We start from the raw sequence: 26,664 nt of genomic DNA on the forward strand, positions 1-26,664 counted from the left end.
CCTCAAAGCCTTGCGGCCTGCCTTTTCAGACAAGCCGCCAGACATTACCAGGACTGGGTTGCTTTAAACGTATCGATCAGGCCTTTCAGCTTCGCTTCGATATCGTTGTTAAAGTTACCCGACTGGTTGATTTCAGCCATCAGCTCAGCGTGGTCGCGATCGGCGAAGGCCAGCAGCGCAGCTTCGAAGCTGCCAATTTTTGCCAGTTCAACGTCGTTCAGGTAGCCACGCTCTGCAGCGAACAGAACCAGACCCTGCTGCGCGACAGACATCGGCGCATACTGTTTCTGCTTCAGCAGCTCGGTCACTTTCTGACCATGGCTCAGCTGTTTGCGGGTTGCATCGTCCAGATCAGAGGCGAACTGCGAGAACGCCGCCAGTTCACGATACTGTGCCAGCGCGGTACGGATACCACCGGACAGTTTCTTGATGATCTTGGTCTGTGCAGCACCACCTACGCGGGATACCGAAATACCTGGGTTAACAGCCGGACGAATACCGGAGTTGAACAGGTTCGATTCCAGGAAGATCTGACCATCAGTAATCGAGATTACGTTAGTCGGAACGAACGCAGAAACGTCGCCCGCCTGGGTTTCGATGATCGGCAGCGCGGTCAGTGAACCGGTTTTACCTGTCACTGCGCCATTGGTGAAACGCGCAACATAATCAGCGCTTACGCGTGATGCACGTTCCAGCAGACGAGAGTGGAGATAGAACACGTCGCCAGGGAATGCTTCACGGCCTGGTGGACGGCGCAGCAGCAGAGAGATTTGACGGTAAGCGATAGCCTGCTTGGAGAGGTCATCGTATACGATCAGCGCATCTTCACCGCGGTCACGGAAGTATTCGCCCATCGCACAACCTGCGTACGGAGAGAGATACTGCAGTGCAGCGGATTCAGAAGCAGACGCCACAACGACGATGGTGTTCTGCAGTGCGCCATGCTCTTCCAGCTTACGAACCACGTTAGAGATGGTTGAGGCTTTCTGACCAATCGCAACGTAGACACACTTGATGCCTGAGTCACGCTGGTTGATGATCGCATCGATCGCCATCGCGGTTTTACCGGTCTGACGGTCACCGATGATCAGCTCACGCTGGCCACGGCCGATTGGAATCATCGCATCGACCGACTTATAACCGGTCTGAACTGGCTGGTCGACTGACTGACGATCGATAACGCCAGGTGCAATCACTTCGACCGGTGAGAAACCGTCGTTGTCGATTGCGCCTTTACCGTCGATAGGTGCACCCAGGGTGTTCACGACGCGGCCCAGCAGGCCACGGCCTACCGGTACTTCAAGAATACGGCCAGTACACTTAACCTTCATGCCTTCGGCGAGGTCAGCGTACGGACCCATCACCACTGCACCAACCGAGTCACGCTCGAGGTTCAGGGCGATAGCGTAACGGTTACCCGGCAGGGCAATCATCTCACCCTGCATGACATCGGCCAGGCCGTGTACGCGGATGATACCGTCACTTACAGAAACAATCGTACCTTCGTTGTGAGCTTCACTCACGACATTGAACTGAGCAATGCGCTGCTTGATCAGTTCGCTGATTTCGGTGGAATTCAGTTGCATATGCTCCAGTCCCCTTAAGACTGCAAGACGTCAGCCAGACGGTCAAGACGGCCGCGTACGCTGCCATCAATAACCAGATCACCCGAACGGATGATCACGCCTGCCATCACAGACTTATCAATTTTGCAATTCAGCTTAACTTTGCGTGACAGACGTTTTTCCATCGCGGCGCTGATTTTATTCAGCTGGTCGTCACTCAGCGTACTGGCGGAAATAACATCGACTTCAGCGGTGGCTTCATGAGCATCACGCAGTTCGATATACTGAGCCAGTACAGCCGGAAGCGCTGTCAAACGTCCGTTTTCCGCCATCACCTTAATCAGGTTCTGTGCGGGTTCATCCAGTTGATCACCACAGACTGCGTTAAACGACGCTGCCAGCGCTTCAGGGGCTAATGCACCTGAGAGAAGATCAGCCATCTGTTCATTGCGAGCCACTTCTGCGGCAAACGCCAGCATCTGTTGCCAGCGTTCTATACTTTGATGCTCAACAGCAAAGTCAAAAGCTGCTTTGGCGTAGGGGCGAGCTACAGTAATCAGATCAGACATCAGCCCCTCCCTCCTTACAGTTCAGCGACCAGTTTATCAACGATGTCGCTGTTAGCAGCTTCATCCACGGAGCGTTCGATGATCTTCTCGGCGCCAGCCATAGCCAGCAACGCAACCTGCTTACGCAGTTCTTCACGTGCACGTTTACGCTCGGCGTCAATTTCAGCCTGCGCTTGTGTCACGATGCGATTACGTTCGTTTTCAGCTTCGGTTTTGGCTTCATCCAGAATCTGCGCGCGACGCTTGTTCGCTTGCTCGATAATGACCTGAGCGTCTTCTTTGGCTTTTTTCAGCTGGTCGGTCGCATTAGCCTGCGCGAGATCCAAATCTTTCTTGGCACGTTCAGCAGAAGCAAGGCCTTCAGCAATTTCTTTCTGGCGCTTTTCGATAGCAGCCATCAGCGGCGGCCATACGTACTTCATGCAGAACGCGACAAACAGGATGAACGCGATAGCCTGGCCGAGGATTGTTGCATTAATGTTCACAGCACAATGCCTCTAGATTGAGTATTTAACTTTTCTGCCGTTATCAACGTGATAAGCGGCAGAATCCGTTCACCCTTGCACATTGTGCGCTGAGTGAACACAGGGCTTTAGGCGACAGCAAACATCACGTACAGACCCAGACCAACAGCGATCATCGGGATTGCATCCACCAGACCCATTACAACAAAGAACTGCGTACGCAGCAGAGGAATCAGGTCAGGCTGACGAGCAGCGCCTTCCAGGAATTTTCCTCCGAGGATGCCGATACCGATCGCAGCACCGATTGCCGCCAGGCCCATCATCACAGCGGCAGCCATGTACAGCAGATCCATATTCAGGTTTTCCATGACAGTCTCCAGTTTGTTTCAGTTAAATGCTCCCTTAATCTTCCGGGCCTCAGCGTGGTGCGCTGCCACCCGGAATCAAGAGGGAAAGTAGTGTTGAGAAAAAAATCAATGCTCTTCAGATGCCATCGACAGATAGACGATCGTGAGGACCATGAAAATGAAAGCCTGTAGCGAAATGATCAGGATGTGGAAAATGGCCCACGGCACATTCAGCACCCACTGCGACCACCACGGCAACAGACCGGCAATAAGGATAAAGATCAGTTCACCCGCATACATGTTACCGAACAGTCGTAAACCCAGTGATACAGGCTTAGACAGAAGGCTCACACCTTCCAGAATCAGGTTGATCGGGATGAAGATCGGGTGGTTAAAAGGCTGCAGCGTCAGCTCTTTCGTGAAGCCGCCAATGCCTTTCATTTTGATGCTGTAGAACAGAATCAAAATAAATACGCCCAACGCCATAGATAGCGTGATGTTCACGTCTGCAGACGGTACGACGCGCAATGCCGGCAGGCCTAAACCTTTCTCAGCGATTGTCGGCAGCAAGTCGATTGGCAGCAGATCCATGAAGTTCATCAGGAAGACCCAGACAAAAATTGTCAGAGCCAGCGGGGCGATAAGTTTGCTCTTACCGTGATACATGTCGCGCACGTTACTATCAACGAAACCGACAACCAGTTCGATAGCCGCCTGCATTTTCCCTGGCACACCGCTGGTGGCAGACTTCGCCACGCTACGGAACAACACCAGGAAGATGATTCCCAGCACCATAGAGAAAAACATGGAATCGATATTTAATACCCAGAACGTCGCGGGAGCGTCGTGCGGATTCACTAACTCGAAGGTACGCAGGTCCAACTGAAGATGTGTCAGGTGGTGACCAATGTACTCTTGCGGAGTAGAGATTTCTCCTGCAGCCATGATGCCTCTTACCCTTTGTTGTTAATTACCGCCGGTGCCAGAATATGTACCACCAGCACCGATAACCAGGTTATTCCGACCGGCCAGAAGACCGCGCCGAACAGACCCAACGCCACAATGAGCAAAATGATGGTCGCAAACACTTTAGCTATTTCACCTAAAGCGAAGCTCCACGCGACTCGCCCCGAAGTGGGGGATTGCCCCTGCAGGCGCCAGGCTAAAAACAAAAACATTACGTTTGGCAGCCAGGCTGCCGCTCCACCCGCAAGAGCAGAGACACCCCAGGTGACATCTTTAACAGTAAAGAGTGCGCCGATGATGACTATCGTCACCAGCTGAATCATCAGCACCGTTCGGGCGAATTTTAAACTGTAAAGAGACACTGACATGACGCTGATACTCTCCTGCCCCGTTAGGGGTATGTCGCGTGTCGTATAAGACTGCCTTTGCGCAGTTGAGTCAAGCAGCAAAAGCCGTGCAAATTATACGGGCCGCACCTGCGATTTCAATCGGTAAGTAGCGAAAAGGTGAACAATTATTTAAATTTCTTTCCGGAGGGCTATTTTTCCAAAGATTACCCTGCGGAGATTCGCACTAATCTGACTGAAATTTCACGCGCAACTTGCTTTTAAAGCGTGCTTTAGATCACATAATAAGCACTCACACTACACTGAGTTTTATCTTCGACCTATTTAAGAACAATCTGTAAAACAGATTAAACCTTTAAAATCATTGTTTTGAAATTATAAAATTGCGTGTGCAAGTCTATTTTCATCAAAAACACGCTATTGACATCGAAGTATGCTTAAGAAACGTGAAATTGATATTACGCACGCAAAGTTATTACCGCGATATATTTTCTGGCGTGACTACTTTTATTCCGCGTCCCACCTATACAAGTGATATTTCTGATAATTAAATGTGAACCAATCGTTAAATGTAACAGAGCTTTTCGGATAATTTCCGTCGCTGTTTTAACCTTCATTCCGCCAGGGCTTAAACAAAATCTTTTATCGATAGCGCATCATCTGCACTTTTTTCATCAGAACCCTGATAAAAGCCCCTGCTAGCTGAAGGGCTACTGATGACGAATGATGACCAGATGACGATCACCTTCCAGCTGCGGCACCTGCAGTTTAATGACGTCATCAGAAACATAGCCAGCCGGTAATTCGTCAATTTCATCGTCCGGACGCACGCCTTTAAGCGCGAAGAAGCGCCCTTCCCTTCCTGGCAGGTGATGACACCAGTTCACCATATCGGTCAGTGACGCAAATGCACGGCTGATAACGCCATCAAAAGGCGGCTCAGCCGGGAACGCTTCAACCCGACTCTGGACCGGAGTAATGTTAGTGAGTCCTAACTCATGCTGAACCTGACGCAGAAAGCGCACCCGTTTGCCCAGACTGTCGAGCAGCGTAAAGTGCGCATCGGGCATTATGATAGCCAGCGGAATACCCGGCAGTCCGGGACCGGTTCCGACATCAATAAAACGCGAGCCTTTAAGATGCGGTGCCACCACGATGCTATCGAGGATATGACGGACCAGCATCTGCTCAGGATCGCGCACAGATGTCAGATTGTAGGCTTTGTTCCACTTATCCAGCAGGCCGACATAGGCAACCAGCTGCTGTTTTTGTTGATCGGAGAGGGAAATACTGGCTGCCTTTAGCAGCGATGTGAGTGTGTTGATCACAACATAAGTCCATTCAGCGGGGGCGTGTCGCCACGCCCCGTTTCAGATCAGGCGCTTTTACGCAGCAGACCCTGTTTTTTCAGATAAATAAGCAGAATTGAGATCGCCGCCGGTGTTATGCCGGAGATACGTGTCGCCTGACCAATTGACACGGGTTTGTGATCGTTCAGTTTGGCGATCACCTCATTCGACAGCCCGTTCACCTGGCGGTAGTCGAGCTCCACTGGCAACAGTGTGTTCTCATTACGCAACTGGCGATCAATCTCTTCCTGCTGACGCGCAATATAGCCTTCATATTTGACCTGAATCTCAACCTGCTCAGCGGCCTGCTCATCAGCCAGAGCCGGACCAAAGGCATCCAGTGTCATCAGCTTCAGATAGGTCAGCTCAGGACGGCGCAGCAGATCTTCACCGCTGGCTTCTTTGGTCAGCGGCGCGCTGAGAACCGTGTTCACTTCGGTCACGTGCTCTGACTTTGGATGAACCCAGATATCCCGCAGGCGCTGACGCTCCTGTTCAATCGCTTCCAGCTTCTCGTTGAAACGCGCCCAGCGCGCATCATCCACCAGACCCAGTTCACGGCCGGTTTCAGTCAGACGCAGATCGGCGTTGTCTTCGCGCAGCATCAGACGGTATTCAGCACGGGAGGTAAACATCCGGTAAGGCTCTTTAGTGCCAAGCGTGCAGAGATCGTCAACCAGTACGCCCAGATAAGCCTGATCACGACGCGGTGCCCAGCCCTCTTTGTCAGCAGACTGACGTGCCGCGTTCAGACCCGCCAGCATCCCCTGCGCTGCCGCTTCTTCGTAACCGGTCGTGCCGTTGATCTGTCCGGCAAAGAACAGGCCATGAATAAACTTGCTCTCCAGCGTCGGTTTTAGATCGCGCGGATCGAAGAAGTCATACTCAATGGCATACCCCGGACGCACGATCTTTGCATTCTCCATGCCCTGCATCGATCGGACGATCTGAATTTGTACGTCAAACGGCAGACTGGTTGAGATACCGTTCGGGTAGATCTCATTGCTGGTCAGCCCTTCAGGCTCCAGAAAAATCTGATGTGAGTTACGATCGGCAAAACGCATGACTTTGTCTTCGATCGACGGGCAATAGCGTGGACCGATCCCCTCAATGATCCCGGCGTACATCGGGCTGCGATCCAGGTTATTGCGGATCACTTCATGGGTTTTCTCATTGGTGTGCGTGATCCAGCAAGGCACCTGCTGTGGATGCTGAGACGCATTGCCCATGAACGAGAACACCGGCATGGGGTTATCGCCATGCTGCGGGCTAAGCACTGAAAAATCGATGGTGCGCGCATCGATACGTGGTGGCGTACCGGTCTTGAGGCGGTTTACCCGCAGCGGCAGCGCACGCAGTCGTTTTGCCAGCGGTATGGACGGGGGATCACCAGCGCGACCGCCACTGTAATTGTCCAGACCGATATGAATTTTGCCATCAAGGAAAGTACCGACGGTGAGGACCACCGTTTTGGCACGGAACTTCAGTCCCATTTGCGTGACTGCACCGACCACACGATCGTTTTCCACAATGAGATCGTCAACCGCCTGCTGGAAGATCATCAGATTAGGCTGGTTTTCCAGTGCTGTTCGCACCGCCTGCCGATAGAGCACGCGGTCAGCCTGAGCACGGGTCGCCCGTACCGCCGGGCCTTTGCTGGCGTTTAGTATCCTAAACTGGATACCGGCCTGGTCAATTGCACTGGCCATCAGACCACCCAGGGCATCCACTTCCTTCACCAGATGTCCTTTGCCAATACCACCAATCGCCGGGTTACAGGACATTTGTCCAAGCGTATCAATGTTATGGGTGAGTAACAGGGTTTGCTGACCCATTCGGGCTGCCGCCATTGCGGCTTCGGTGCCCGCATGACCACCACCAATTACGATGACGTCAAAAGGATCCTGATAAAACATGAAGTGGTACCTCGGTTGATGAACTTGCAGGATCGTCGTCCTGGGGCGTGGATTCTACTCAAATTCCGTCTGGGGTGAAAGCCGCGGGATCGTCCGGTTTTAAAAGAAAGGATCTTAGATCTGTATATGATCTTTCTGTTAGATCTCTTATTAGGATCCCGCTTTTCTGTGGATATGTGCCAGAAGCACCTCAGAAACAACAGGATAGAGAGGATCACTACCTGTGAGTGATCGGTGATCCTGATCCGTATAAGCTGGGATCAAAATGGACTGTTATCCACAGCTCAAAAATCGTTCCCCCGTTGTTATCTGGATAACTACCGGTTATACGCAACAAAACAGGGTAGTTATCCACAAAATAAAAGGAAGGAAAAGGATAAAATCAGCATCTTCCACTGGGGATCGTGACTATTTCGCGATCCCCAGCCCCCTTCAGATCGCGTTTTTCCAGCTTTCCAGCCAAGCTTCTGCGGGATCTTCAGGAATCTCATGCTCCAGCACATCAATCTCAAGGCGATCGCCGATCTGACGGGCACCCTGAGCAATTAACAGCGCTGTAATCTGGCGGATCGCGCCACAAAAGAGATCATATTCATGATTGCCGAGTCCGATAGCACCAAACCGCACCTGCGAGAGATCGGGTTTGCTTTCCGTGATGGCCTCGAACAGGGGCAGAAGGTTGTCAGGAATATCGCCAGCACCGTGGGTTGAGCAGACCACCAGCCAGATACCCTCGTGCGGCACCTCATCCAGCGCCGGACCATGCAGCATCTGGGTTGAGAAGCCCGCTTCCTGTAATTTTTCTTCGAGATGTTCAGCCACATACTCTGCGCTACCCAGAGTACTGCCACTGATTAAGGTAATATCGGCCATCTTGCTCTCCCGGACATTAAGGCGAGCATTGTACGCTGTGATCAAGCGGTGATCCACCTGTGGACAACAGGGTTAATAGATCAGAAGAAGCGAATGCAGCCGTTGTCAGCCGCCACATTCGTCAGGGATAAGATTATGCACAAGGAAAAGAGGATCAGGGCTTGATGGTGCGCATGATCGGGTTTTGCAGGGAGATCAGCGTTTCTGTGGACTGAATTTCATCGATGGTCTGGATCTTATTGATCAGCACCTGCTGCAGGGCGTCAATTGAGCGGCACATCACTTTAATAAAAATGCTGTAGTGGCCGGTGGTGTACCAGGCTTCAACCACTTCATCCAGCGCATCCAGTTTGCTCAGCGCCGCCGGATAGTCACGCGCACTCTTAAGGATAATGCCAATAAAGCAGCAGACATCAAACCCCAGCTGGCGCGGATCGATATCAACCCGTGTTCCCAGGATGATGCCCGCCTGCTTCATTTTTTCCACGCGCACATGAATGGTGCCCGGGCTGACATTAAACTGTTTTGCCAGCTCGGCGTAAGCGGTGCGCGCATTATCCAGCAGGGCATTCAGAATGCCGCGATCCAGGTTATCGAGCTGCAGATGTTCGGCCATGGCCATCCTCGTTATGGGTCTGCTTGAGTAAACAACGGTGAATGTGCAGCAAAATAACGGTTCAGGCAACTCCCGGCAGCGACGGGCGCCGCTGCCGGTTCACTTAGCGTTTGCGCCAGACGGTGACCTGCGCCAGCGTATGCTGAAACTTGCGGGCCGTTTCGCGGATCACAAACGGTTTATCCTGCGGTTCATCGACCAGTTCGAAGTCGGCCGCCAGCAGACGTTGCAGTGCCTGCAGCGTCGTCAGTGCCTCACCGTTCTCACGTACACCGCCCAGCCAGTTCTCTTTCGGTGTGAAATCTTCCAGCCAGGTATAAGGGGATGAGAGCATCAGAATACCGCCCTGACGCAGCATCGGCGTGACATCACGCAGGAAGCGCGCAGGCTGGCGTAGACGATCAATCAGGTTGGAGGCGAGTACCAGGTCGTAACGGCCAGGCTGAGGTTTGAGATTACAGGCATCCCCCTGAACAAACTGAATCCGCTGCGCCAGTTCGCTCTCCAGTGCGAAATCTTTCAGGCGAACCTGACGATACTCCACCAGATCGCCTTCCTGCGGCAGCAGATAACGAAAGTCTTCGCCGCTGGCCAGCTGCAGCGCCACATCAATGAAGCGCGCCGAGTAGTCCATACCGGTGACGCGTTCAAAGTGGCGAGCCAGCTCAAAACTGGCGCGTCCGGTGGCACAGCCGATATCAAGGGCTTCGCCACGTGCCGTTGTGTAGTCCAGCGCCAGCTTCACCAGGCTTTCGGCATAGTTATCCACACCGAAATAGCGCGGGCCATACTGGAAGTCGAGGTACTGCGACACCATCGCGTCAGATTCATATGGGTTCGGCGCCATCGTCTCCTGATGGCTGGAAACCACGTAGCGGAAACCAGCATGCTGGAAGAAGTGGCGGCGGAACGCATAGCGGGCTGATTTCAGCGCTTCGTTGCCGGTCGAGATCCAGCTGCCGCCTTTGATCAGCGAATGTTTGCCATCAAAGGTCGGAGTGGAGAAATCATCGTACAGCGGGTGAACGTTGAAGCCTTCAAAACCATTGGTCGGTGTGGTCGTCCACTGCCAGACGTTACCGACGATATCGAAGAACTCGCCCTGGGCGAAGAGGTCGACCGGCGAGGAGGAAGCCCAGTACGCCAGGTTGATATTGCCCGGCGCCCGATCCCAGTCTGGCTGATCGCCCGCGACCTGTTCGCGTAGCTGAGCCCATTCCGCTTCACAGGGGAGCTGAACACTCATGCCGGTCTGATTCGCTTTCCAGCGGCAGAAGGCTGCCGCTTCCAGCTGATTGACCTCGGCAGGCCAGTCCCATGGCATTGCGACCTCTTCACACATCAGACGCAGTTTAAGCTGATCGGGCATCGCAGGCGTGCCGACCCAGAAGGTGGGCATTTCTGCTTTGGCAAACTGACACCAGCCCCAGCCTTCGTCATCCCACCAGCGGGCATCCTGATAACCGCCTGCCTCAACGAACGCCAGAAATTCCGCGTTGCTGACCAGCATTTTGCTCGCCTGGAACGGCTGCAGCGTAACCTGCTGGCGGCCATACTCGACATCCCAGCCGTAGGTGTCGTCGGTTTTCCCCAGCGTAATTGTGCCACCAGGCATCGGCAGCAGGGTATTGGCCGGAACAGCCTCGCGCTGGTGGCGTGCCATCGGGCATGCCGGCCACGCGGCCTGAGGTCTGACCCACTCAACGGGTAGCTGGCGGATCAGCACGCTGGAGGTTTCCAGATGAATACGCTCATGCTCAATCCCCATCAGGATCACCCACGCCGGGCTCTCCCAGCCGATCGGCAGCGTGATCGGCATGGTCTGGATCAGATCGCTGACCAGCGCTTTAACGCGTCCGCGGTATGCACGGACTTCCTCAATGGTCGGCCAGTCATAGTGGCTGTCGTTGAGATCATCCCAGCTCATCTCATCAACACCAATCGCCATCATCGCTTCGATGCGATCGTCCAGACGCGCGTCGATAAGACGTCCGGCCATCAGCTTATTAATGTAGAAGGTGGCGGTATGACCAAAATAGAAGATCAACGGATGGCGCAGGGGAATAGCTTTAGTAAACCAGGCCTTTGAATCGGCCAGACAGGTGAACAGACTTTCATACTGTTCCCAGGTCTGATGAAAATAGGCCAGCAATTCGGCACGTTTTTGTTCGCTATTCTGGCCGGAGAGCAATAACGTCCGCGTGGGTGCAGGCAAATCGCGGTGAGGTTGAGCAAGCGTCACAGGAAGCTCCAGATTGCTGAGTAAGTGAAACGGTAATTTACTATAGCAAAGAAGTTTTTCTGTCAGATGACTTAACGGCGCCAGTGCCGCAGCAGACGACTTTTCATGCCGGTATCGAAGCGCCAGATATGGTCGAAGATGCGCAGAATGCCTGGTTTTCCGTGGGCCGACATCGCCACGGCGTGAAAACGTTGCTGATTATGTCGCTGACGCTTTTTAATTGCCCCGATCACCTCTTCCGGCAGACGCTGGGCAATAAAATCGGAGACGATCACCGCATCAGCTTCCTGCCACAGTGCGCCTTCCATTCGGGTAACAACGGAAGAGAGGCAGGCAGCCAGATCGGTGCCGCCGCGAAAGCGCTGACTGAGAAAGCGAATCGCCTGCTCCAGCCCATCATCGCCGGTCAGCTCATAGCCAATCACCTCATGAGCAAACAGCATAATGTAGCAGCGACGGCGATCGGCCAGCGCGACCTTCAGCAGGGCCAGGCAAAACGCTTTGGCACAACGCTCATTAAAGCCTCCCATCGACCCGGAGGTATCAACGCAGACGATGAATGGTCCGCGCGGCTGCTCTTCATGCTGCTGGTGGCTGGCCGGGCGCATCGTCACCTTTTCATGCCAGGCATCGCCCTGCAGCTTGTAGGTCAGCAGTCGTTTCTCGACCAGCCGCCGATAAAATTCCAGCTCCAGTTCGCTGATGCTCAGCGCCGCTAACTCCGGCGGCAGCAGTCGCAGTACGTCATCGCTCTGATGAATGCCGCTGACCTCTTCCGGCACTGACGCAGGCTCCTGCACCAGATGGTGAAAAGCTTCCATCGGGGCATCCTGCGATGGCACCGATTTTGCCTCGCGGCTGCGACCCAGCTGCTGGGCAAGTTTCAGCAGCTCCGGCTGCTGAGCCAGAAAGTCGCCATATTGCAGCATCAGCTGATAGTCGCCAGGCTGCAGTGACGCTTTACTCATGTCCCACAACCGCCCCGCGGCAGCTTCGTCATCGTCGCCCAGAATGGGTGCCAGCTGGCCGCTCAGTGCCATGCGCTGCTGCAGTTCCGCCAGCAGACGTTCGCGCTGCTGTTCCAGCAGCTGCTGATTCAGCGTCAGCGTCTGTAAGGTCAGGCTCAGCCGCCAGCGCTGCAGAAAAAGCTGGTGCTGCGCGCTGCTGAGATGAGCAATATCGGTATGCTGCAGCAGCCGGTTAGCTTCATCCAGAAAGGGGGACGGCAGGCTTTCAAGTGCCTGAAGTGTGGCATTCAGCTGGTGACTGAAGTCATGATCGCTGAGAAGTTGTACTCGCTGGAACAGCTGAAACTCTTCGGCCAGCGTGGCCGGAACCGGCGTGGCTTTGAGATCGGCTGTGATTTCGGCTCGCCAGCGCGGTATATCGCGCAGCAGCGCTTTCTTCAGCCCGGGAAACTTTTCAAAAAACAGCGCCAGCTGGGGCGACGCCAGCAGAGCAATGATCAGCTCTTCAATCAGTTCGGTTTCCCCCACTGAGAGCAGTGTGCTGAGCGTCTCTACTGAGATCATTTACGCGCCTGTTTCAGATGTTCCGCCACATCCTGCAGACTGGTTTCAACCCGAGCCAGCCAGTCATCACTGATAAACAGGCAGCGCTGATGCTGACTGAACTGATGTCGCTGCGACCGCAGTTCACTCTCCAGTGCATCCAGCGCGTCAGTGATTTCACCGGGCAGCGGCTCGCTGCTGCTGACGCCTGGCAGTGTCAGGCGCGACGATTGCAGGCTGACATCACGGATAGCCAGACAATGCTGTGCATCCACGTGTAAATCCAGGCTCTGCGCAAAGCCAATCCCATTGAGCTTGCCGCGAACCTCGCCGCCTTTTTGCAGCCACTGATTCAGGGCATCACGCGCGATCACCAGATGACTTACCTGCATGTCATGCAGCATCAGCGGTTTTTGCAGCATCAGCGTCAGTTGCTCATCGGTAAAGCTTTCTGGCAGATCGTAATGGGGTTTGCGGCTGAACATGCCGCTGTGTTTTTCCAGCGTGATCGCCTGCGCGATGCTCTGCTGTTGCTGGAGGGCCATGCGGCGAGCTTTAATCTGCTGCAGTTTCATCAGCATCGGCTGCTGCTGCCAGGCGTGCTGCGTCATCAGCAGGTCGATTTCGCGCTCCAGCAGCTGCATGGACGCAACGTCGTGCCAGAGACAATCTTTCAGCAGGATCAGGTCAATCGGTGCAATGGTGTTGCGACCGCTATAGAAGGCGCTGGCCTGCAACAGATGAATCGCTTTTTTCCAGCGACGATCGGAAATGTAAGGCGCGGCGGGCTGGCTCTCCAGCTGCTGACGCAACTGATAAATCAGCTCAAACACCGCATCGGGCAGACTGACCTGGCTGATGCCGAGCTGCCACTGTGCATACTCTTCATCACTGATGCGCAGGGACTCCGCGACCGGATTGGTGTGCTCATCCTGCTGGTGGGTCAGCATGCTACGGAAGTTCTGCTTCTCATGCACATTATCCAGCCACAGGCGGATCAGCATCCGGTCGTAGAGCGCTTCAAGGCCACTATCCGCTTCCGGCAGTTCATTGGAGGCGGTGACCAGCAGTCGCATCGGGATAGTCTCTTCGCTGTCTCCATTGCGGAAGCGGCGCTCATTAATAGCTGTCAGCAGCGTATTGAGAATCGCCGGCCCCGCTTTCCAGATCTCATCCAGAAAAACAATTTCGGCGTCGGGCAGATATCCTTTGGTCAGACGCTGATAGCGCCCTTCATCTTTCAGCGCCTGAATGGAGAGCGGACCAAACACCTCTTCCGGTGTGGAGAAACGGGTCATCAGATATTCAAAGGCGCGGGCATGCTGAAAGGCATATTTGAGGCGACGGGCAATCAGGCTCTTGGCGATGCCTGGCGGTCCCAGCAGGAACACACTTTCACCACTCAGCGCCGCGAGCAGGCAAAGGCGTATGGCGTGATGCCGCTCATACAATCCTTTTTCTAACGCATTGCTGAGGCGAGAAATTCTTTCTGCCAAAAGATGGGGTTGAGCCATAATCACTTCACTGTCCTTACGATCGTCGGGCCGCCGCGCTTAAGCAAGCGCTTTACTCTATAGATCATCATGCGTGAAAGCGTTGATAGCTGTCAGCTTTTTTGTTTCAGAAGGTTTGCCTGGATTAAAAGCAACGCTAATTAACGCTTTATCGCCAGAAGTGACCCCGTTACCCTGCCAGCGAGGCGAAGCGGGTATAGGAATTTTCGGTAAACCGTGCATACTGTGCGCTTTTTGATGGCCTGAGCGAGGGGTTTTCGCGCCTCTTAGACTCCAACAAAAGATAACTCTATGAGCTCGGATAATAAGCAGTCACTTCGCGGATTAACGCTGGCCGCCATTGGTGTTGTTTACGGGGATATCGGCACCAGTCCGCTGTATACCTTGCGTGAATGTCTCTCCGGACAGTTTGGCTTCGGCGTTGAGCGGGAAGCGGTGTTTGGCTTTCTGTCGCTGATTTTCTGGCTGCTGGTGCTGGTGGTCTCACTGAAATACATCAGCTATGTGATGCGTGCCGACAACGCCGGTGAAGGCGGAATACTGACACTGATGTCGCTGGCTGGCCGCCATACCGGTGCGCGGGCCACGGCGGTACTGGTGATCATGGGCCTGATTGGGGGCAGCTTCTTCTATGGGGAAGTGGTGATCACGCCAGCCATTTCGGTGATGTCCGCTATTGAAGGCCTGGAAATTGCTGCGCCGTCGCTGGATCCCTTTATCGTGCCGATGTCGATTGCGGTGCTGACGCTGCTGTTTGCGATTCAGAAACATGGCACCGGCATGGTGGGCAAACTCTTCGCGCCGGTGATGCTGGTCTGGTTTCTGGTGCTGGCGATCCTTGGGGTCAGCGGCATCATGAAAAACCCGCAAGTGCTGCATGCGCTGAATCCCGCCTATGCGGTCGAATTCTTCGTGCACTATAAATCTGTCTCGTTCTTCGCGCTTGGCGCGGTGGTGCTGGCGATTACCGGGGTTGAAGCGCTCTATGCCGATATGGGGCACTTCGGTAAAGTACCGATTCGGCTGGCCTGGTTCTCGGTGGTACTGCCGTCGCTGGCACTGAACTATTTTGGTCAGGGTGCGCTGTTACTCAGCGACCCTAAAGCGATTAAAAACCCCTTCTTCCTGCTGGCGCCGGAATGGGCGCTGATCCCAATGCTGATTCTGGCGACCCTGGCCACCGTTATCGCCTCGCAGGCGGTGATCTCTGGTGTCTTCTCGCTGACGCGTCAGGCGGTGCGACTGGGCTATCTGCCGGGTATGCGCATCATCCACACCTCTGAGCGTGAATCGGGCCAGATTTATATTCCGGTAATCAACTGGGTGCTCTATTTCGCGGTGCTGATTGTGATTATCAGCTTTGAGCATTCAAGTAATCTGGCTGCCGCCTACGGTATTGCGGTGACTGGCACCATGGTGCTGACCGCGATGCTCTCCTGCACCGTGGCGGTTAAAAACTGGCACTGGAACAAGCTGGCGGTCGCCGTCATTCTGATATTGATGCTCTGCATCGATGTACCGTTGTTTACCGCCAACCTGGTGAAAATCTTCTCCGGTGGCTGGCTGCCGCTTTGTCTCGGCCTGGTGATGTTTATCATTATGACGACGTGGAAAAGCGAGCGTTTCCGCCTGCTGCGCCGTATGCACGAACATGGCAACTCTCTGGAGGCGATGATCGCGTCACTGGAGAAATCGCCGCCGGTTCGCGTTCCGGGCACGGCGGTCTATATGTCACGTGCACTGAATGTGATTCCGTTTGCCATGCTGCATAACCTCAAGCACAACAAAGTGTTGCATGAGCGGGTGGTGCTGCTGACGTTGCGAACTGAAGATGCGCCTTATGTGCACAACGTGCGTCGCGTCACTATTGAGCAGCTGTCGCCGACTTTCTGGCGCGTGGTGGCGAGTTACGGCTGGCGCGAAACGCCAAACGTCGAGGAGATTTTCCACCGCTGCGGTCTGGAAGGTCTTAACTGCCGCATGATGGAGACGTCGTTCTTCATGTCACATGAATCGCTGATCATCGGCAAACGTCCGTGGTATCTGCGCCTGCGCGGCAAACTCTTCCTGGCGCTGCAGCGCAATGCGCTCCGCGCGCCAGACCAGTTTGAGATCCCGCCAAACCGGGTGATCGAGCTGGGCACGCAGGTCGAGATTTGATCTGCAGCGTCCGCCTTACGGGGCGGGCGCTGACCAGCGCAGCGTGACGCATAATCCGCCGCCGGGTCGCTGGCTGAAGGTGACCTGCATTCCGTGCAACTGGGCAATGTTGCGGACTATCGACAATCCCAGCCCGCTACCACTCTTCTCCTGGCCCGGCGGTCGCCAGAAACGTTCTCCGAGCCGTTGCAGATCCGCTGCACTCAAACCCTCGCCATTATCCTCCACCGACAGGCTGTTTGCCTGCAACCGCACATCGACTTCACTGCCCGCAGGCGTGTAGCGAATGGCGTTATCCAGCAGATTCCGCACCAGCAGCGACAGTAACAGCGGATGCCCCTGAATCAGCGGATCGGCCTCTGCGTGAAGGCGCAGCGTCACACCGTTTTTGTCCGCCAGCGGCAGCTGTGCGGCGAGCGTCTCCTGCACCGTGCGTTTCAGGGCCACCGGTTCGAAGGCGCTGCGCACATCATCGGCTTCAACCCGCGAGAGCGTCAGCAGCTGATCCACCAGCCGCGTTGCGCGGACAATCCCGGCATCCAGCTGCTGCAGCGCATGGGTTCGCATGACTTCGTCATCCGCTGTCAGCTGTATCACTTCGCTTTGCACCTGCAGCGCGGCCAGCGGACTGCGCAGTTCATGCGCGGCATCGGAGGTAAAGCGGCGTTCACGCTGCATCATGGCGCTAATGCGGCTGAACAGACCATTGAGCGCGACCATCAGCGGTTGCACCTCTTTTGGCACGCGGTCTGCCTCTAGCGGCGTATCATCATCGGCCGAACGCTGCGCCAGTTGTTTTGCCAGCCTCTTTAGCGGCCGCAATTCAGACCAGACCAGACCGATAAGCAGAAGTAACATTAAAGGCAGCGCGATTAGCCAGGGCAACATGCTGGCCTTCATCAGATCCCGCGTCATGTCATCGCGGTATTCCGACTCCTGTCCCACCACCACCCGGAACTGCTTATCGGGCGTGGTCAGCCAGACAAATCGCCAGCGATCGTCATCATTGGTGAGCTGCCCCTCATGAAATCCCTGATGCTCCGCCTCAAACGGCAGATAACGGCCGTTGTCGCCATCATTCATCACCTGCCTGCCGTCACGCGTGAAGACAGCAAAGGCCAGTGCATCATCATCCTGTTCGCCGCGATGGTGGCGCAGCATCTCTTTGGTTCTTGGCAGTGTGGTATTGTCCAGCGAGGAGAAATTCAGCGTCAGCAGACGCTTAGCCAGCAGCATCTGCTGGGTATCAAAGAGCTCATCCAGGGTTTCACGCGTCTGATGCCAGGCACTCAGGCTGGCACTGGCCCAGCAGAGGCCGAGCAGCAGCACAAAACCGATGCCCAGCCGCAGAAACAGACTCATTGATCGCATTCGGCGGCCCCCAGTGTATAACCGACGCCATGCAGCGTGCGGATAAATGTGCTGCCCAGCTTTTTACGCAGATGATGGATATGCACTTCCACCGCATTGCTGGAGACGTCGGCGTCCCAGCTGTAGAGCTTATCTTCCAGCTGGCTACGCGTCAGCACCCGGCCTGGATTGCGCATAAAGAGTTCCAGCAGCGCCAGTTCACGACTTTTCAACGCAATCGTCTCACCCTCGCGCATCACACTGTGGCTGCCGGGGATCAGCACCACGTTACCGTGACGGAGTTCGGGCTGGAGCTGGCCGTGACGGCGGCGGATCAGTGCCTGTAAGCGAGCGGCCACTTCGGTTAGGGCAAAAGGCTTGCATAGATAGTCATCGGCGCCCAGCTGCAGGCCTTTGACCCGCTGATCGAGCGCATCGCGGGCGGTCAGTATCAGTACCGGCACATCGTTGCCCTGCTGTCGCCACTGCCGCAGGATATCGAGTCCATCCCGCTCAGGCAGTGAAAGATCCAGAATCACCGCATCCCAGGGTGCGGCCTCCAGCGCGTTAAAGCCCGACTCACCAGACATAAACCAGTCAACGCTAAAGCCCAGTTTGCTCAGCCCCGCTTTGATGCCGTCGCCAATTAAGCGATCGTCTTCAATCAGTAAAATACGCATCACGTCTCCCTGTTCCGATAGCGCTTTATACGAAGCAACTTCCCTGGTGTACAGATGATTTCGGCGAAAATCGCTTATTTTTAACGCTTAAGAAGCTGTTAAGAACTCTATGGTCAACTGGGCGTATTCAAACCGAAAACACCACTGAAAAGAGGTACACCATGAAAAAGCATGCTGCAATTCTGGCCGTCGTTATGCTGGCTTCCGCCCCGGTTTTCGCTGCGCAGCAGGGCGGATTTGTTGATCCCAGCGCGCCAGCCACACAGACGCAGTCAGCAGCCGGACAGGGTGGCTTTAGTGCAGACCACACCAGTGTGGTGACCGTGAAGCAGGCTGAAGAGATGAAAGATGACAGCTGGATCACCGTGCGCGGCAAGCTGGAGAAACAGACCGGCAAAGAAGATTATCTGTTCCGCGACCAGACCGGCACCATGAAAGTCGAAATCGACCACAAGCACTGGAACGGCCAGACAATCACGCCCAAAGATAACGTAGAGCTCACGGGCGAACTGGATAAAGATTTCAATAGCATTGAGATGGACGTTAAGCAGGTTAAAAAGCTGCTTTAATCTTTTGCTTCAGGGTCGCATTTGCGGCCCTTTTTTCTGCCCGTTCCCCGCCTTAATGCAAATTTCCCCTCCCGTGATCGAAACGTTTCGATGGCGATCACAGATTTCTTCTTTGCCCGTTGAGTTGATGGCGGCTTTTCATACACTCCCATCAGCGAAACGTTTCGCTGTGGAGTGAAAAGATGAAAAAAGGTCGCTTGTTAAACGCTGAACTCTCTCATGTGATTGCCCGCCTGGGACACACGGATACGCTGACGATTGCCGATGCAGGCTTGCCGATTCCGGCAGGACCGCAGCGTATCGACTTAGCGCTCACGCCGGGTACGCCCGATTTTATGCAGGTGGTGAATGCTGTCGGACTGGAGATGCAGGTAGAGAGCGCCCTGATCGCGGAAGAGATTAAGCAGCATAATCCGCAACTTCATAGTGCGCTTGTCGCCGTGCTCGAAGCCTTGCAACAGCACCAGGGGAATATCATCACCATCAGCTACACCAGTCATGAACAATTCAAACAACAAACGCAGCGTAGTCAGGCGGTCATTCGCAGCGGAGAGTGTTCTCCGTTTGCGAATGTCATCCTCAGCGCCGGTGTGACCTTCTGAGGCCGCTATGCAACCTTTACTGCAACTCGACGGCATTGAAAAATCCTTTCCGGGTGTGAAAGCCCTCAAGGGTGCATCGCTGAATGTTAGGGCAGGACGCGTCATGGCGCTGGTGGGCGAGAATGGCGCAGGCAAGTCCACCATGATGAAAGTGCTGACCGGGATCTATCAATATGATGCCGGTACGCTGCGCTGGCTCGGCAAAGAGACCCGTTTCAGTGGACCAAAAGCGTCTCAGGAAGCGGGCATTGGCATCATCCATCAGGAACTGAACCTGATCCCTCAGTTAACCGTGGCGGAGAATATTTTCCTCGGTCGCGAATATGTAGGTCGTTTTGGCCGTATTCAGTGGCCGCGAATGTATGCCGAAGCGGATGCATTGCTTAAACGTCTTAATCTGCGCTTCAACAGCCACAAGCTGGTCGGGGATCTGTCGATTGGCGATCAGCAAATGGTCGAAATCGCCAAAGTCCTGAGCTTCGAATCGCAGGTCATCATTATGGATGAACCGACCGATGCGCTGACCGATACCGAAACGCTGTCTCTATTCCGCGTGATCAACGAACTGAAAGCGCAGGGCTGCGGCATTGTCTATATCTCGCATCGCATGAAAGAGATCTTTGAGATCTGCGATGACGTCACGGTGTTCCGCGACGGCCAGTTTATTGCTGAACGTCCGGTCAGCGAGCTGACCGAAGAGAGCCTCATCGAGATGATGGTCGGACGTAAGCTGGAAGATCAATATCCTCATATCGATCAGGCGCCAGGCGATGTGCGACTGAAAGTGGAGAACGTCAGCGGACCAGGTGTAGAGAACGTCAGTTTCAGCCTGCGCAAAGGTGAAATCCTCGGCGTTTCCGGCCTGATGGGCGCGGGCCGTACCGAACTGATGAAGGTGCTGTACGGCGCATTGCCGCGTCGCGAAGGCAACCTGTGGCTCAATGGCCGGGAAGTCGTGACGCGTTCTCCGCAGGATGGACTGGCGAATGGCATCGTCTATATCTCCGAAGATCGTAAGCGTGATGGCCTGGTGTTGGGCATGTCAGTAAAAGAGAACATGTCTCTGACGGCCTTGCGCTATTTCAGTCACGGCAGCGGCACGCTGAAACATGCAGCAGAGCAGCTGGCGGTGGGCGATTTTATCCGTCTGTTCAATGTTAAAACGCCGTCTATGGAGCAGCCGATTGGCCTGCTTTCGGGCGGCAACCAGCAGAAAGTGGCGATTGCCCGCGGTCTGATGACCCGGCCCAACGTGCTGATTCTGGATGAACCGACACGCGGTGTGGATGTCGGTGCGAAGAAAGAGATCTACCAACTGATTAACCAGTTTAAAGCCGAAGGGCTGAGCATCATCCTGGTCTCCTCGGAAATGCCGGAAGTGCTGGGCATGAGCGATCGGATTCTGGTGATGCATGAAGGCCGTATCAGCGGCGAATTTACCCGAGAAGAAGCCACTCAGGAAAGCCTGATGGCAGCCGCCGTAGGTAAGCAACACAGTGAGGATTTAGTGGTATGACGACCCAAACTTTACCGGCCAGCCGTCGCTGGTTTAGCAAAAGCTGGCTGCTGGAACAGAAGTCACTGATTGCGCTGATGGTGCTGATCGCCGTGGTGGCCAGCCAGAGTCCGAACTTCTTTACCGTGGCGAACCTGTTCAACATTCTGCAGCAGACCTCGGTTAACGCCATTATGGCAGTCGGGATGACGCTGGTGATCCTGACCTCAGGCATTGACCTCTCTGTGGGTTCTTTGCTGGCCCTGACGGGCGCAGTGGGTGCATCGCTGGTGGGCATGGAAGTCAATGCGCTGGTCGCGGTGGCGGCTTCGCTGGCACTGGGCGCGGCAATCGGTGGCCTGACCGGCACCATTGTGGCGCGCGGCAAGGTACAGGCCTTTATCGCCACGCTGGTCATGATGTTATTGCTGCGCGGTGTGACCATGGTCTACACCGACGGCAGCCCGATTAACACCGGCTTCAGTGCCAATGCCGATCTGCTGGGCTGGTTTGGTATTGGTCGCCCACTGGGTATCCCTGCGCCGGTCTGGCTGATGGCGCTGGTCTTTATTGCCGCATGGTACATGCTGCAACACACCCGCCTGGGCCGCTATATCTATGCACTGGGTGGTAATGAAGCGGCAACGCGCCTCTCTGGCATCAATGTGAATCGCGTCAAAATTATCGTCTATTCACTGAGTGGCATGCTGGCTGCGCTGGCGGGCACCATTGAAGTGGCGCGTCTCTCTTCGGCACAGCCGACAGCGGGCACCGGCTATGAACTGGATGCGATTGCTGCGGTCGTGCTGGGCGGAACCAGCCTGGCCGGCGGTAAAGGCCGTATTTTCGGCACCCTGATTGGCGCGCTGATCCTTGGCTTCCTGAACAACGGCCTGAACCTGATGGGCGTCTCTTCCTACTACCAGATGATCGTTAAAGCGGTAGTCATCCTGCTGGCGGTGCTGGTGGATAATAAAAGCAGTAAATAACTCTGACCTTACACAGGATAACAAGATGAAAAAGTTAACCGCACTGGCCATGATCCTCGGCGCCACACTCAGTACCAACGCTATGGCAAAAGATACCATCGCGCTGGTGGTCTCAACCCTGAACAACCCGTTCTTTGTTTCGCTGAAAGAGGGTGCACAGAAAGAAGCCGATAAACTGGGCTACAACCTGGTCGTGCTGGATTCACAGAATAACCCGGCGAAAGAGCTGGCGAACGTGCAGGATCTGACCGTTCGCGGCACGAAGCTGCTGCTGATCAACCCGACCGACTCTGATGCCGTGGGTAACGCCGTGAAGATGGCTAACCAGGCGAAAATTCCGGTTATCACCCTGGATCGTGTTGCAGCTCAGGGCACCGTGGTCAGCCATGTCGCTTCTGACAACCGCTTCGGCGGCAAAATGGCCGGTGACTTCATCGCCAAAAAAGTGGGCGAAAACGCCAAAATTATTGAACTGCAGGGCATTGCCGGGACATCTGCTGCCCGTGAACGTGGCGAAGGCTTCAAACAGGCCGCTGATGCGCATAAATTCCAGATCCTCGCCAGCCAGCCAGCTGACTTTGACCGTACCAAAGGTCTGAACGTCATGCAGAACCTGCTGCAGGCGCATCCGGATGTTCAGGCGGTATTCGCGCAGAACGACGAAATGGCACTGGGTGCACTGCGTGCACTGCAGACAGCCGGAAAAACTGGTGTGATCGTGGTGGGTTTTGACGGCACTGCTGATGGCGTTAAAGCCGTAGAAGCTGGCAAACTGTCTGCGACTGTGGCACAGATGCCAGACAAAATTGGCATGATCGGCGTGGATACCGCTGATAAAGTGCTGAAGGGTAAAAAAGTGCAGGCGGTCAATCCGGTCGACCTGAAGCTGGTCACTCAATAACTCAAAGAAAAGCAGGGCACCGCGCCACCCTCCCGGTGGCGCACTTATTTCGGACTCCCCTAATGAGCAAAAACGCAAAACTGGCCGTTCTTGGCAGTATCAACGCTGACCACATCCTTAATCTGGCGCACTTTCCTCGTCCCGGTGAAACGGTGATCGGGCAGAATTATCAGATTGCGTTTGGCGGTAAAGGTGCAAATCAGGCGGTAGCCGCTGGTCGTGCCGGTGCCGATATCGCATTTATCGCCTGTGTGGGCGCTGACGACATGGGTAAACGTATTCGTGAGCAGCTTGCGCAGGACAATATTGATACCACGCCAGTCGAGGTGGTCGAGGGCGAGTCGACCGGTGTGGCAATGATTTTCGTCAACGGTGACGGTGAGAACAACATTGGCATTTACTCTGGTGCAAATGCGGCGTTAACACCCGATTGCGTGGCGCGTCATCAGCATGTCATCGCCGATGCTGATGCACTATTAATGCAGCTGGAATCACCACTGGAAAGCGTGCTGGCCGCTGCGACGCTTGCCCGGCAGCATCAGACGCAGGTTATCCTCAATCCGGCTCCCGCTACCTCTCTTTCAGATGAACTGCTGGCATTGGTCGATATTATTACGCCGAATGAGACCGAAGCCGAGAGCCTGACCGGCATTGCAGTAAATAATGATGAAGATGCGGCGCGCGCTGCTGCCGTGCTGCATGCAAAAGGCATTGGCACGGTACTGATTACTCTGGGTCGCCGTGGCGTCTGGCTGAGCGAGCAGGGAGAAGGTCAGCGTATTGCAGGCTTCAGTGTTAAAGCTATCGACACCATCGCGGCGGGTGACACCTTTAACGGTGCCTTTATTACCGCGCGACTGGAGCAGAAGCCAATGTACGACGCGGTGCGATTTGCCCATGCCGCCGCCGCTATTGCCGTTACGCGATCGGGTGCACAGCCCTCCGTGCCGTGGCGCGCGGAGATTGATGAATTTTTGCAGCAGCAGGACTAAGCATTTGAGCACCATGAAAGATGTTGCTCGCCTGGCGGGCGTCTCTACCTCAACTGTCTCGCACGTGATCAATAACAATCGCTTTGTCAGTGATGGCGTGCGCGAAAAAGTTGAGCAGGCGATACGTCATCTCAACTATGCCCCTTCTGCGCTGGCACGCAGTCTGAAAATTAATCAGACCCACACCATCGGTATGCTGCTGACCACCAGTAGTAACCCCTTTTATGCCGAAGTGGTGCGCGGTGTGGAGGAGAGCTGCTATCAGCGTGGCTATAGCCTGATTCTCTGTAACACGGCGGGTGACGAGGAGCGAATGAATCGCAGTCTGGAAACGCTGATGCAGAAGCGTGTCGATGGTTTGCTGATGATGTGCACTGAAAGTCACCTGCCCTCGGCAGATATTCTGAACCGTTATCCTTCTATACCTACGGTGATGATGGACTGGGCACCTTTTGAAGGCCGCGGTGACATTATTCAGGATAACGCGCTGCTGGGCGGCGAACTGGCTACTCAGCATCTCATCGATTGCGGTTATACCCGTATAGCCTGTATCGCCGGTCCACAGGATAAAACGCCTGCGCGTATGCGCCTGGAAGGTTATCGTAACGCCATGACAAAGAGTGGCCTGGAGATTCTGCCCGGCTATGTGGTGAATGGTGATTTTGAATTTCAGGGGGGCTACAACGGGATGGTCGAACTGCTGGCGCTGGAAACGCCGCCAGAAGCCGTCTTCACCAGTAACGATGCAATGGCGGTCGGCGTTTATCACGCGCTCTATCAGGCCGGGATGCGGGTTCCGCAGCAGATGGCGGTGATGGGATATGACGATATTGAACTGGCGCGTTATCTCACTCCGCCACTGAGTACCATCCATCAGCCGAAAGATGCGCTGGGTGAACTGGCGATAGACACCTTAATTCATCGTCTCAGCGATCCCGACGCCAGTCAGCAAACGCTGGTGCTGACGCCGGAACTGGTGGTGCGGGGGTCGGTTTAGCGCTTTTTCTTCTTGTCACGATTACTGATCAGATTACGTCCATCCCCGTTTTTCAGCAGCATAAAGGTCAGCGCCGAAAGTACGGTGACGATACCCATAGTCAGAAACGTGGCATGGAACTGTGAAATGGTGCTGGTTTCAAACTCCTGATAAAAGCGCAGCACCGCAGCGCTGACGGCCACACCAAAACTGATCGCTAATTGCTGCGTTACTGCCAGCACGCTATTTCCGCCGCTGGCGTTATCATCATTCAGGTCGGCCAGCGTAATGGTGTTCATGGCGGTGAATTGCGTAGACATCGCCATGCCGAGAATAAACAGTGGAAGCAATAGTACGAAGATACTTTCAGCGGGTGACTGCAGGGAGAAGCTGGCGATCAGGATGCCAATAATGGCGGTAATGCCGACCAGCAGACGGCGGTAGCCCAGCCAGCGCAGGAGTTGTGTCACCGTCGACTTCGCCAGAATCGAACCCAGGGCGGTTGGCGCCATCATGCAGCCTGCAATAATCGCGGAAAAGCCAAATCCAACCTGCAACATAAGCGGCATCAGAAAGGGCACACAGCCGGTGCCGAGACGAGAGGCAATGTTGCCGACGATGCCAACTGAGAAGGTCCGGGTTTTAAACATCGGCAGGTTGATCAGCGGTGAAGGGTGATTTCGGGCATGCACTATATAGAGGAGTAAAAGCACGATCCCGCTGAGTAATATCCCGCCGGCCAGCCAGGCAGAAACAATCCGCTCACCGAACAGCTCAATCCCAATCGAGATCATCACCAGTCCAGCCCCGAATAATATGAAGCCGAAAAAGTCGAAGCGGCGCTTAGGTGTGGTGAAGTCCGGCATATATTTGCGTGCGTAGATAATGCCGAGAATGCCAATCGGGATATTAATCAGGAAGATCCAGTGCCAGGTGGCGTAAGTGACGAGTACGCCACCCAGCATCGGGCCCAGTATCGGCCCGACTAAACCTGGCATGGTCACAAAGTTGAGTACCGGCAGCAGTTCACTGCGCGGATAGGCACGTAACAGTGCCAGTCGCGCGACCGGCATCATCATTGCGCCACCGACGCCCTGTATGATGCGCGACATGACCAGCACCGAAAGCGTCGGTGAGAGTGCACAAGCCAGTGAGCCAAGGGTGAACAGCGATACCGCCACAATAAACACTTTGCGCGTGCCGAAGCGATCGGCGAGCCAGCCGCTGACCGGAATCAGCATAGCGACAGTCAGGGTGTAACTGATGACGGCGGATTGCATGGCAAGGGGAGAACGGTCGAGGCTGGTGGCGATAGCGGGCAGGGCAGTGTTCAGTATGGTGGCGTCGAGTGACTGCATGAAAAAGGCCATAGCAGCTATCCATGGCAAACCAGCCATGCTGCGCGCGGATTTTATCATTGAGTGTCCTTCCTGGGGTTATCCTGCGAGAAGAAGCAAAATAATAGCACCCGCAATCGGCAACGGCAGGTCTCTTTACAACGTTTCGTTGCCACTTTTGTGCGTTATTCGGCCATGAAACGTCTCTTTTTAAGCCGTTCGTTTAAAAAAGAGGCGCTCAGTAAATTAATTCGAAGAAACACTTGTCAGCCTGAGTAAACTCCCTATAATGCGCCTCCATCGACACGGAACACCGGCAACGGGAAGCGGGTTG

At 54.8% G+C, this 26,664-nt stretch carries 24 protein-coding genes; 8 read left to right on the forward strand and 16 right to left on the reverse strand.

Going from position 1 to position 26,664, the window contains the following annotated elements; genetic code table 11:
* Window positions 1-44 precede the first annotated feature (44 nt).
* The 13 genes from atpA to ravA all read right to left on the reverse strand — a co-directional run bounded on the left by atpA (window position 45) and on the right by ravA (window position 14,279).
* Window positions 45-1,586, reverse strand: a complete 1,542-nt coding sequence (gene atpA, locus P2R09_RS00970) for a F0F1 ATP synthase subunit alpha (protein WP_275766242.1) — start codon at window positions 1,584-1,586, stop codon at window positions 45-47.
* Between the two features lie 14 nt (window positions 1,587-1,600).
* Window positions 1,601-2,134, reverse strand: coding sequence for a F0F1 ATP synthase subunit delta (gene atpH, locus P2R09_RS00975; RefSeq protein ID WP_003849530.1), 534 nt, complete (start codon window positions 2,132-2,134; stop codon window positions 1,601-1,603).
* A 14-nt stretch (window positions 2,135-2,148) separates the two neighbouring features.
* Window positions 2,149-2,619 (reverse strand): F0F1 ATP synthase subunit B, encoded by a 471-nt coding sequence (atpF, locus tag P2R09_RS00980; RefSeq protein ID WP_003849528.1) that lies wholly within the window; start codon window positions 2,617-2,619, stop codon window positions 2,149-2,151.
* 107 nt (window positions 2,620-2,726) lie between these two features.
* On the reverse strand, window positions 2,727-2,966 hold the full coding sequence (atpE, locus tag P2R09_RS00985) for a F0F1 ATP synthase subunit C (RefSeq protein ID WP_003849523.1): 240 nt from the start codon (window positions 2,964-2,966) through the stop codon (window positions 2,727-2,729).
* A gap of 105 nt (window positions 2,967-3,071) precedes the next feature.
* The gene (atpB, locus tag P2R09_RS00990) at window positions 3,072-3,890 is read right to left on the reverse strand and encodes a F0F1 ATP synthase subunit A (protein WP_275766247.1); all 819 of its coding nucleotides are present in this window, start codon (window positions 3,888-3,890) and stop codon (window positions 3,072-3,074) included.
* A gap of 8 nt (window positions 3,891-3,898) precedes the next feature.
* Entirely contained in the window at window positions 3,899-4,279 is a 381-nt protein-coding gene (gene atpI / locus P2R09_RS00995) for a F0F1 ATP synthase subunit I (protein WP_003849503.1), read from the reverse strand.
* Between the two features lie 689 nt (window positions 4,280-4,968).
* On the reverse strand, window positions 4,969-5,586 hold the full coding sequence (rsmG, locus tag P2R09_RS01000) for a 16S rRNA (guanine(527)-N(7))-methyltransferase RsmG (protein ID WP_275766252.1): 618 nt from the start codon (window positions 5,584-5,586) through the stop codon (window positions 4,969-4,971).
* A 47-nt stretch (window positions 5,587-5,633) separates the two neighbouring features.
* Window positions 5,634-7,523: a tRNA uridine-5-carboxymethylaminomethyl(34) synthesis enzyme MnmG gene (mnmG, locus tag P2R09_RS01005; RefSeq protein WP_275766254.1), complete on the reverse strand. Its 1,890-nt coding sequence runs from the start codon at window positions 7,521-7,523 to the stop codon at window positions 5,634-5,636.
* A 432-nt stretch (window positions 7,524-7,955) separates the two neighbouring features.
* Window positions 7,956-8,396: an FMN-binding protein MioC gene (gene mioC, locus P2R09_RS01010; RefSeq protein WP_078805083.1), complete on the reverse strand. Its 441-nt coding sequence runs from the start codon at window positions 8,394-8,396 to the stop codon at window positions 7,956-7,958.
* A gap of 154 nt (window positions 8,397-8,550) precedes the next feature.
* Entirely contained in the window at window positions 8,551-9,012 is a 462-nt protein-coding gene (gene asnC, locus P2R09_RS01015; protein WP_003849496.1) for a transcriptional regulator AsnC, read from the reverse strand.
* A 103-nt stretch (window positions 9,013-9,115) separates the two neighbouring features.
* Window positions 9,116-11,254, reverse strand: a complete 2,139-nt coding sequence (gene ovoA / locus P2R09_RS01020; protein ID WP_275766259.1) for a 5-histidylcysteine sulfoxide synthase — start codon at window positions 11,252-11,254, stop codon at window positions 9,116-9,118.
* 71 nt (window positions 11,255-11,325) lie between these two features.
* On the reverse strand, window positions 11,326-12,786 hold the full coding sequence (viaA, locus tag P2R09_RS01025; RefSeq protein ID WP_275766261.1) for an ATPase RavA stimulator ViaA: 1,461 nt from the start codon (window positions 12,784-12,786) through the stop codon (window positions 11,326-11,328).
* Window positions 12,783-14,279 carry an ATPase RavA gene (gene ravA / locus P2R09_RS01030; RefSeq protein ID WP_275766264.1) on the reverse strand — a complete coding sequence of 499 codons (1,497 nt, stop codon included), beginning with the start codon at window positions 14,277-14,279 and terminating at the stop codon, window positions 12,783-12,785. The genes viaA and ravA overlap by 4 nt, the downstream gene beginning before the upstream one ends.
* A 291-nt stretch (window positions 14,280-14,570) precedes the next feature.
* Between ravA and kup the strand changes: the two genes are divergently transcribed.
* Window positions 14,571-16,439 carry a low affinity potassium transporter Kup gene (kup, locus tag P2R09_RS01035; RefSeq protein WP_275766265.1) on the forward strand — a complete coding sequence of 623 codons (1,869 nt, stop codon included), beginning with the start codon at window positions 14,571-14,573 and terminating at the stop codon, window positions 16,437-16,439.
* Window positions 16,440-16,454: 15 nt separating this feature from the next.
* On the opposite strand, the gene qseC is transcribed toward kup, so the two are convergent.
* A complete protein-coding gene (gene qseC, locus P2R09_RS01040; RefSeq protein WP_275766267.1) occupies window positions 16,455-17,810 on the reverse strand; it encodes a quorum sensing histidine kinase QseC in 1,356 nt (451 codons plus the stop codon).
* A complete protein-coding gene (qseB, locus tag P2R09_RS01045) occupies window positions 17,798-18,469 on the reverse strand; it encodes a quorum sensing response regulator transcription factor QseB (RefSeq protein WP_275766270.1) in 672 nt (223 codons plus the stop codon). The genes qseC and qseB overlap by 13 nt, the downstream gene beginning before the upstream one ends.
* 161 nt (window positions 18,470-18,630) lie before the next feature.
* Between qseB and P2R09_RS01050 the strand changes: the two genes are divergently transcribed.
* The 7 genes from P2R09_RS01050 (at window position 18,631) to rbsR (ending at window position 25,014) form a co-directional block, all read left to right on the forward strand.
* Complete coding sequence (locus P2R09_RS01050) at window positions 18,631-19,038, forward strand: YgiW/YdeI family stress tolerance OB fold protein (protein ID WP_275766273.1); 408 nt, start codon at window positions 18,631-18,633, stop codon at window positions 19,036-19,038.
* Between the two features lie 182 nt (window positions 19,039-19,220).
* Window positions 19,221-19,640: a D-ribose pyranase gene (rbsD, locus tag P2R09_RS01055; protein WP_275766276.1), complete on the forward strand. Its 420-nt coding sequence runs from the start codon at window positions 19,221-19,223 to the stop codon at window positions 19,638-19,640.
* 7 nt (window positions 19,641-19,647) lie between these two features.
* Window positions 19,648-21,156: a ribose ABC transporter ATP-binding protein RbsA gene (gene rbsA / locus P2R09_RS01060; RefSeq protein ID WP_003849481.1), complete on the forward strand. Its 1,509-nt coding sequence runs from the start codon at window positions 19,648-19,650 to the stop codon at window positions 21,154-21,156.
* On the forward strand, window positions 21,153-22,124 hold the full coding sequence (rbsC, locus tag P2R09_RS01065; protein WP_003849479.1) for a ribose ABC transporter permease: 972 nt from the start codon (window positions 21,153-21,155) through the stop codon (window positions 22,122-22,124). Before rbsA ends, rbsC begins: the two co-directional genes overlap by 4 nt.
* Window positions 22,125-22,149: 25 nt before the next feature.
* Window positions 22,150-23,025, forward strand: coding sequence for a ribose ABC transporter substrate-binding protein RbsB (gene rbsB / locus P2R09_RS01070; RefSeq protein ID WP_275766280.1), 876 nt, complete (start codon window positions 22,150-22,152; stop codon window positions 23,023-23,025).
* 62 nt (window positions 23,026-23,087) lie between these two features.
* Complete coding sequence (gene rbsK, locus P2R09_RS01075; RefSeq protein WP_275766283.1) at window positions 23,088-24,017, forward strand: ribokinase; 930 nt, start codon at window positions 23,088-23,090, stop codon at window positions 24,015-24,017.
* A 13-nt stretch (window positions 24,018-24,030) separates the two neighbouring features.
* A complete protein-coding gene (gene rbsR, locus P2R09_RS01080; protein ID WP_275766293.1) occupies window positions 24,031-25,014 on the forward strand; it encodes a ribose operon transcriptional repressor RbsR in 984 nt (327 codons plus the stop codon).
* Here rbsR and mdtD read toward each other — a convergent pair.
* A complete protein-coding gene (gene mdtD / locus P2R09_RS01085; RefSeq protein WP_275766285.1) occupies window positions 25,011-26,411 on the reverse strand; it encodes a multidrug transporter subunit MdtD in 1,401 nt (466 codons plus the stop codon). The genes rbsR and mdtD overlap by 4 nt on opposite strands.
* Window positions 26,412-26,664 lie beyond the last annotated feature (253 nt).

Source organism: Pantoea sp. Cr_R13 (genome assembly GCF_029222565.1).
Taxonomy (GTDB): Bacteria; Pseudomonadota; Gammaproteobacteria; order Enterobacterales; family Enterobacteriaceae; genus Pantoea; species Pantoea eucalypti.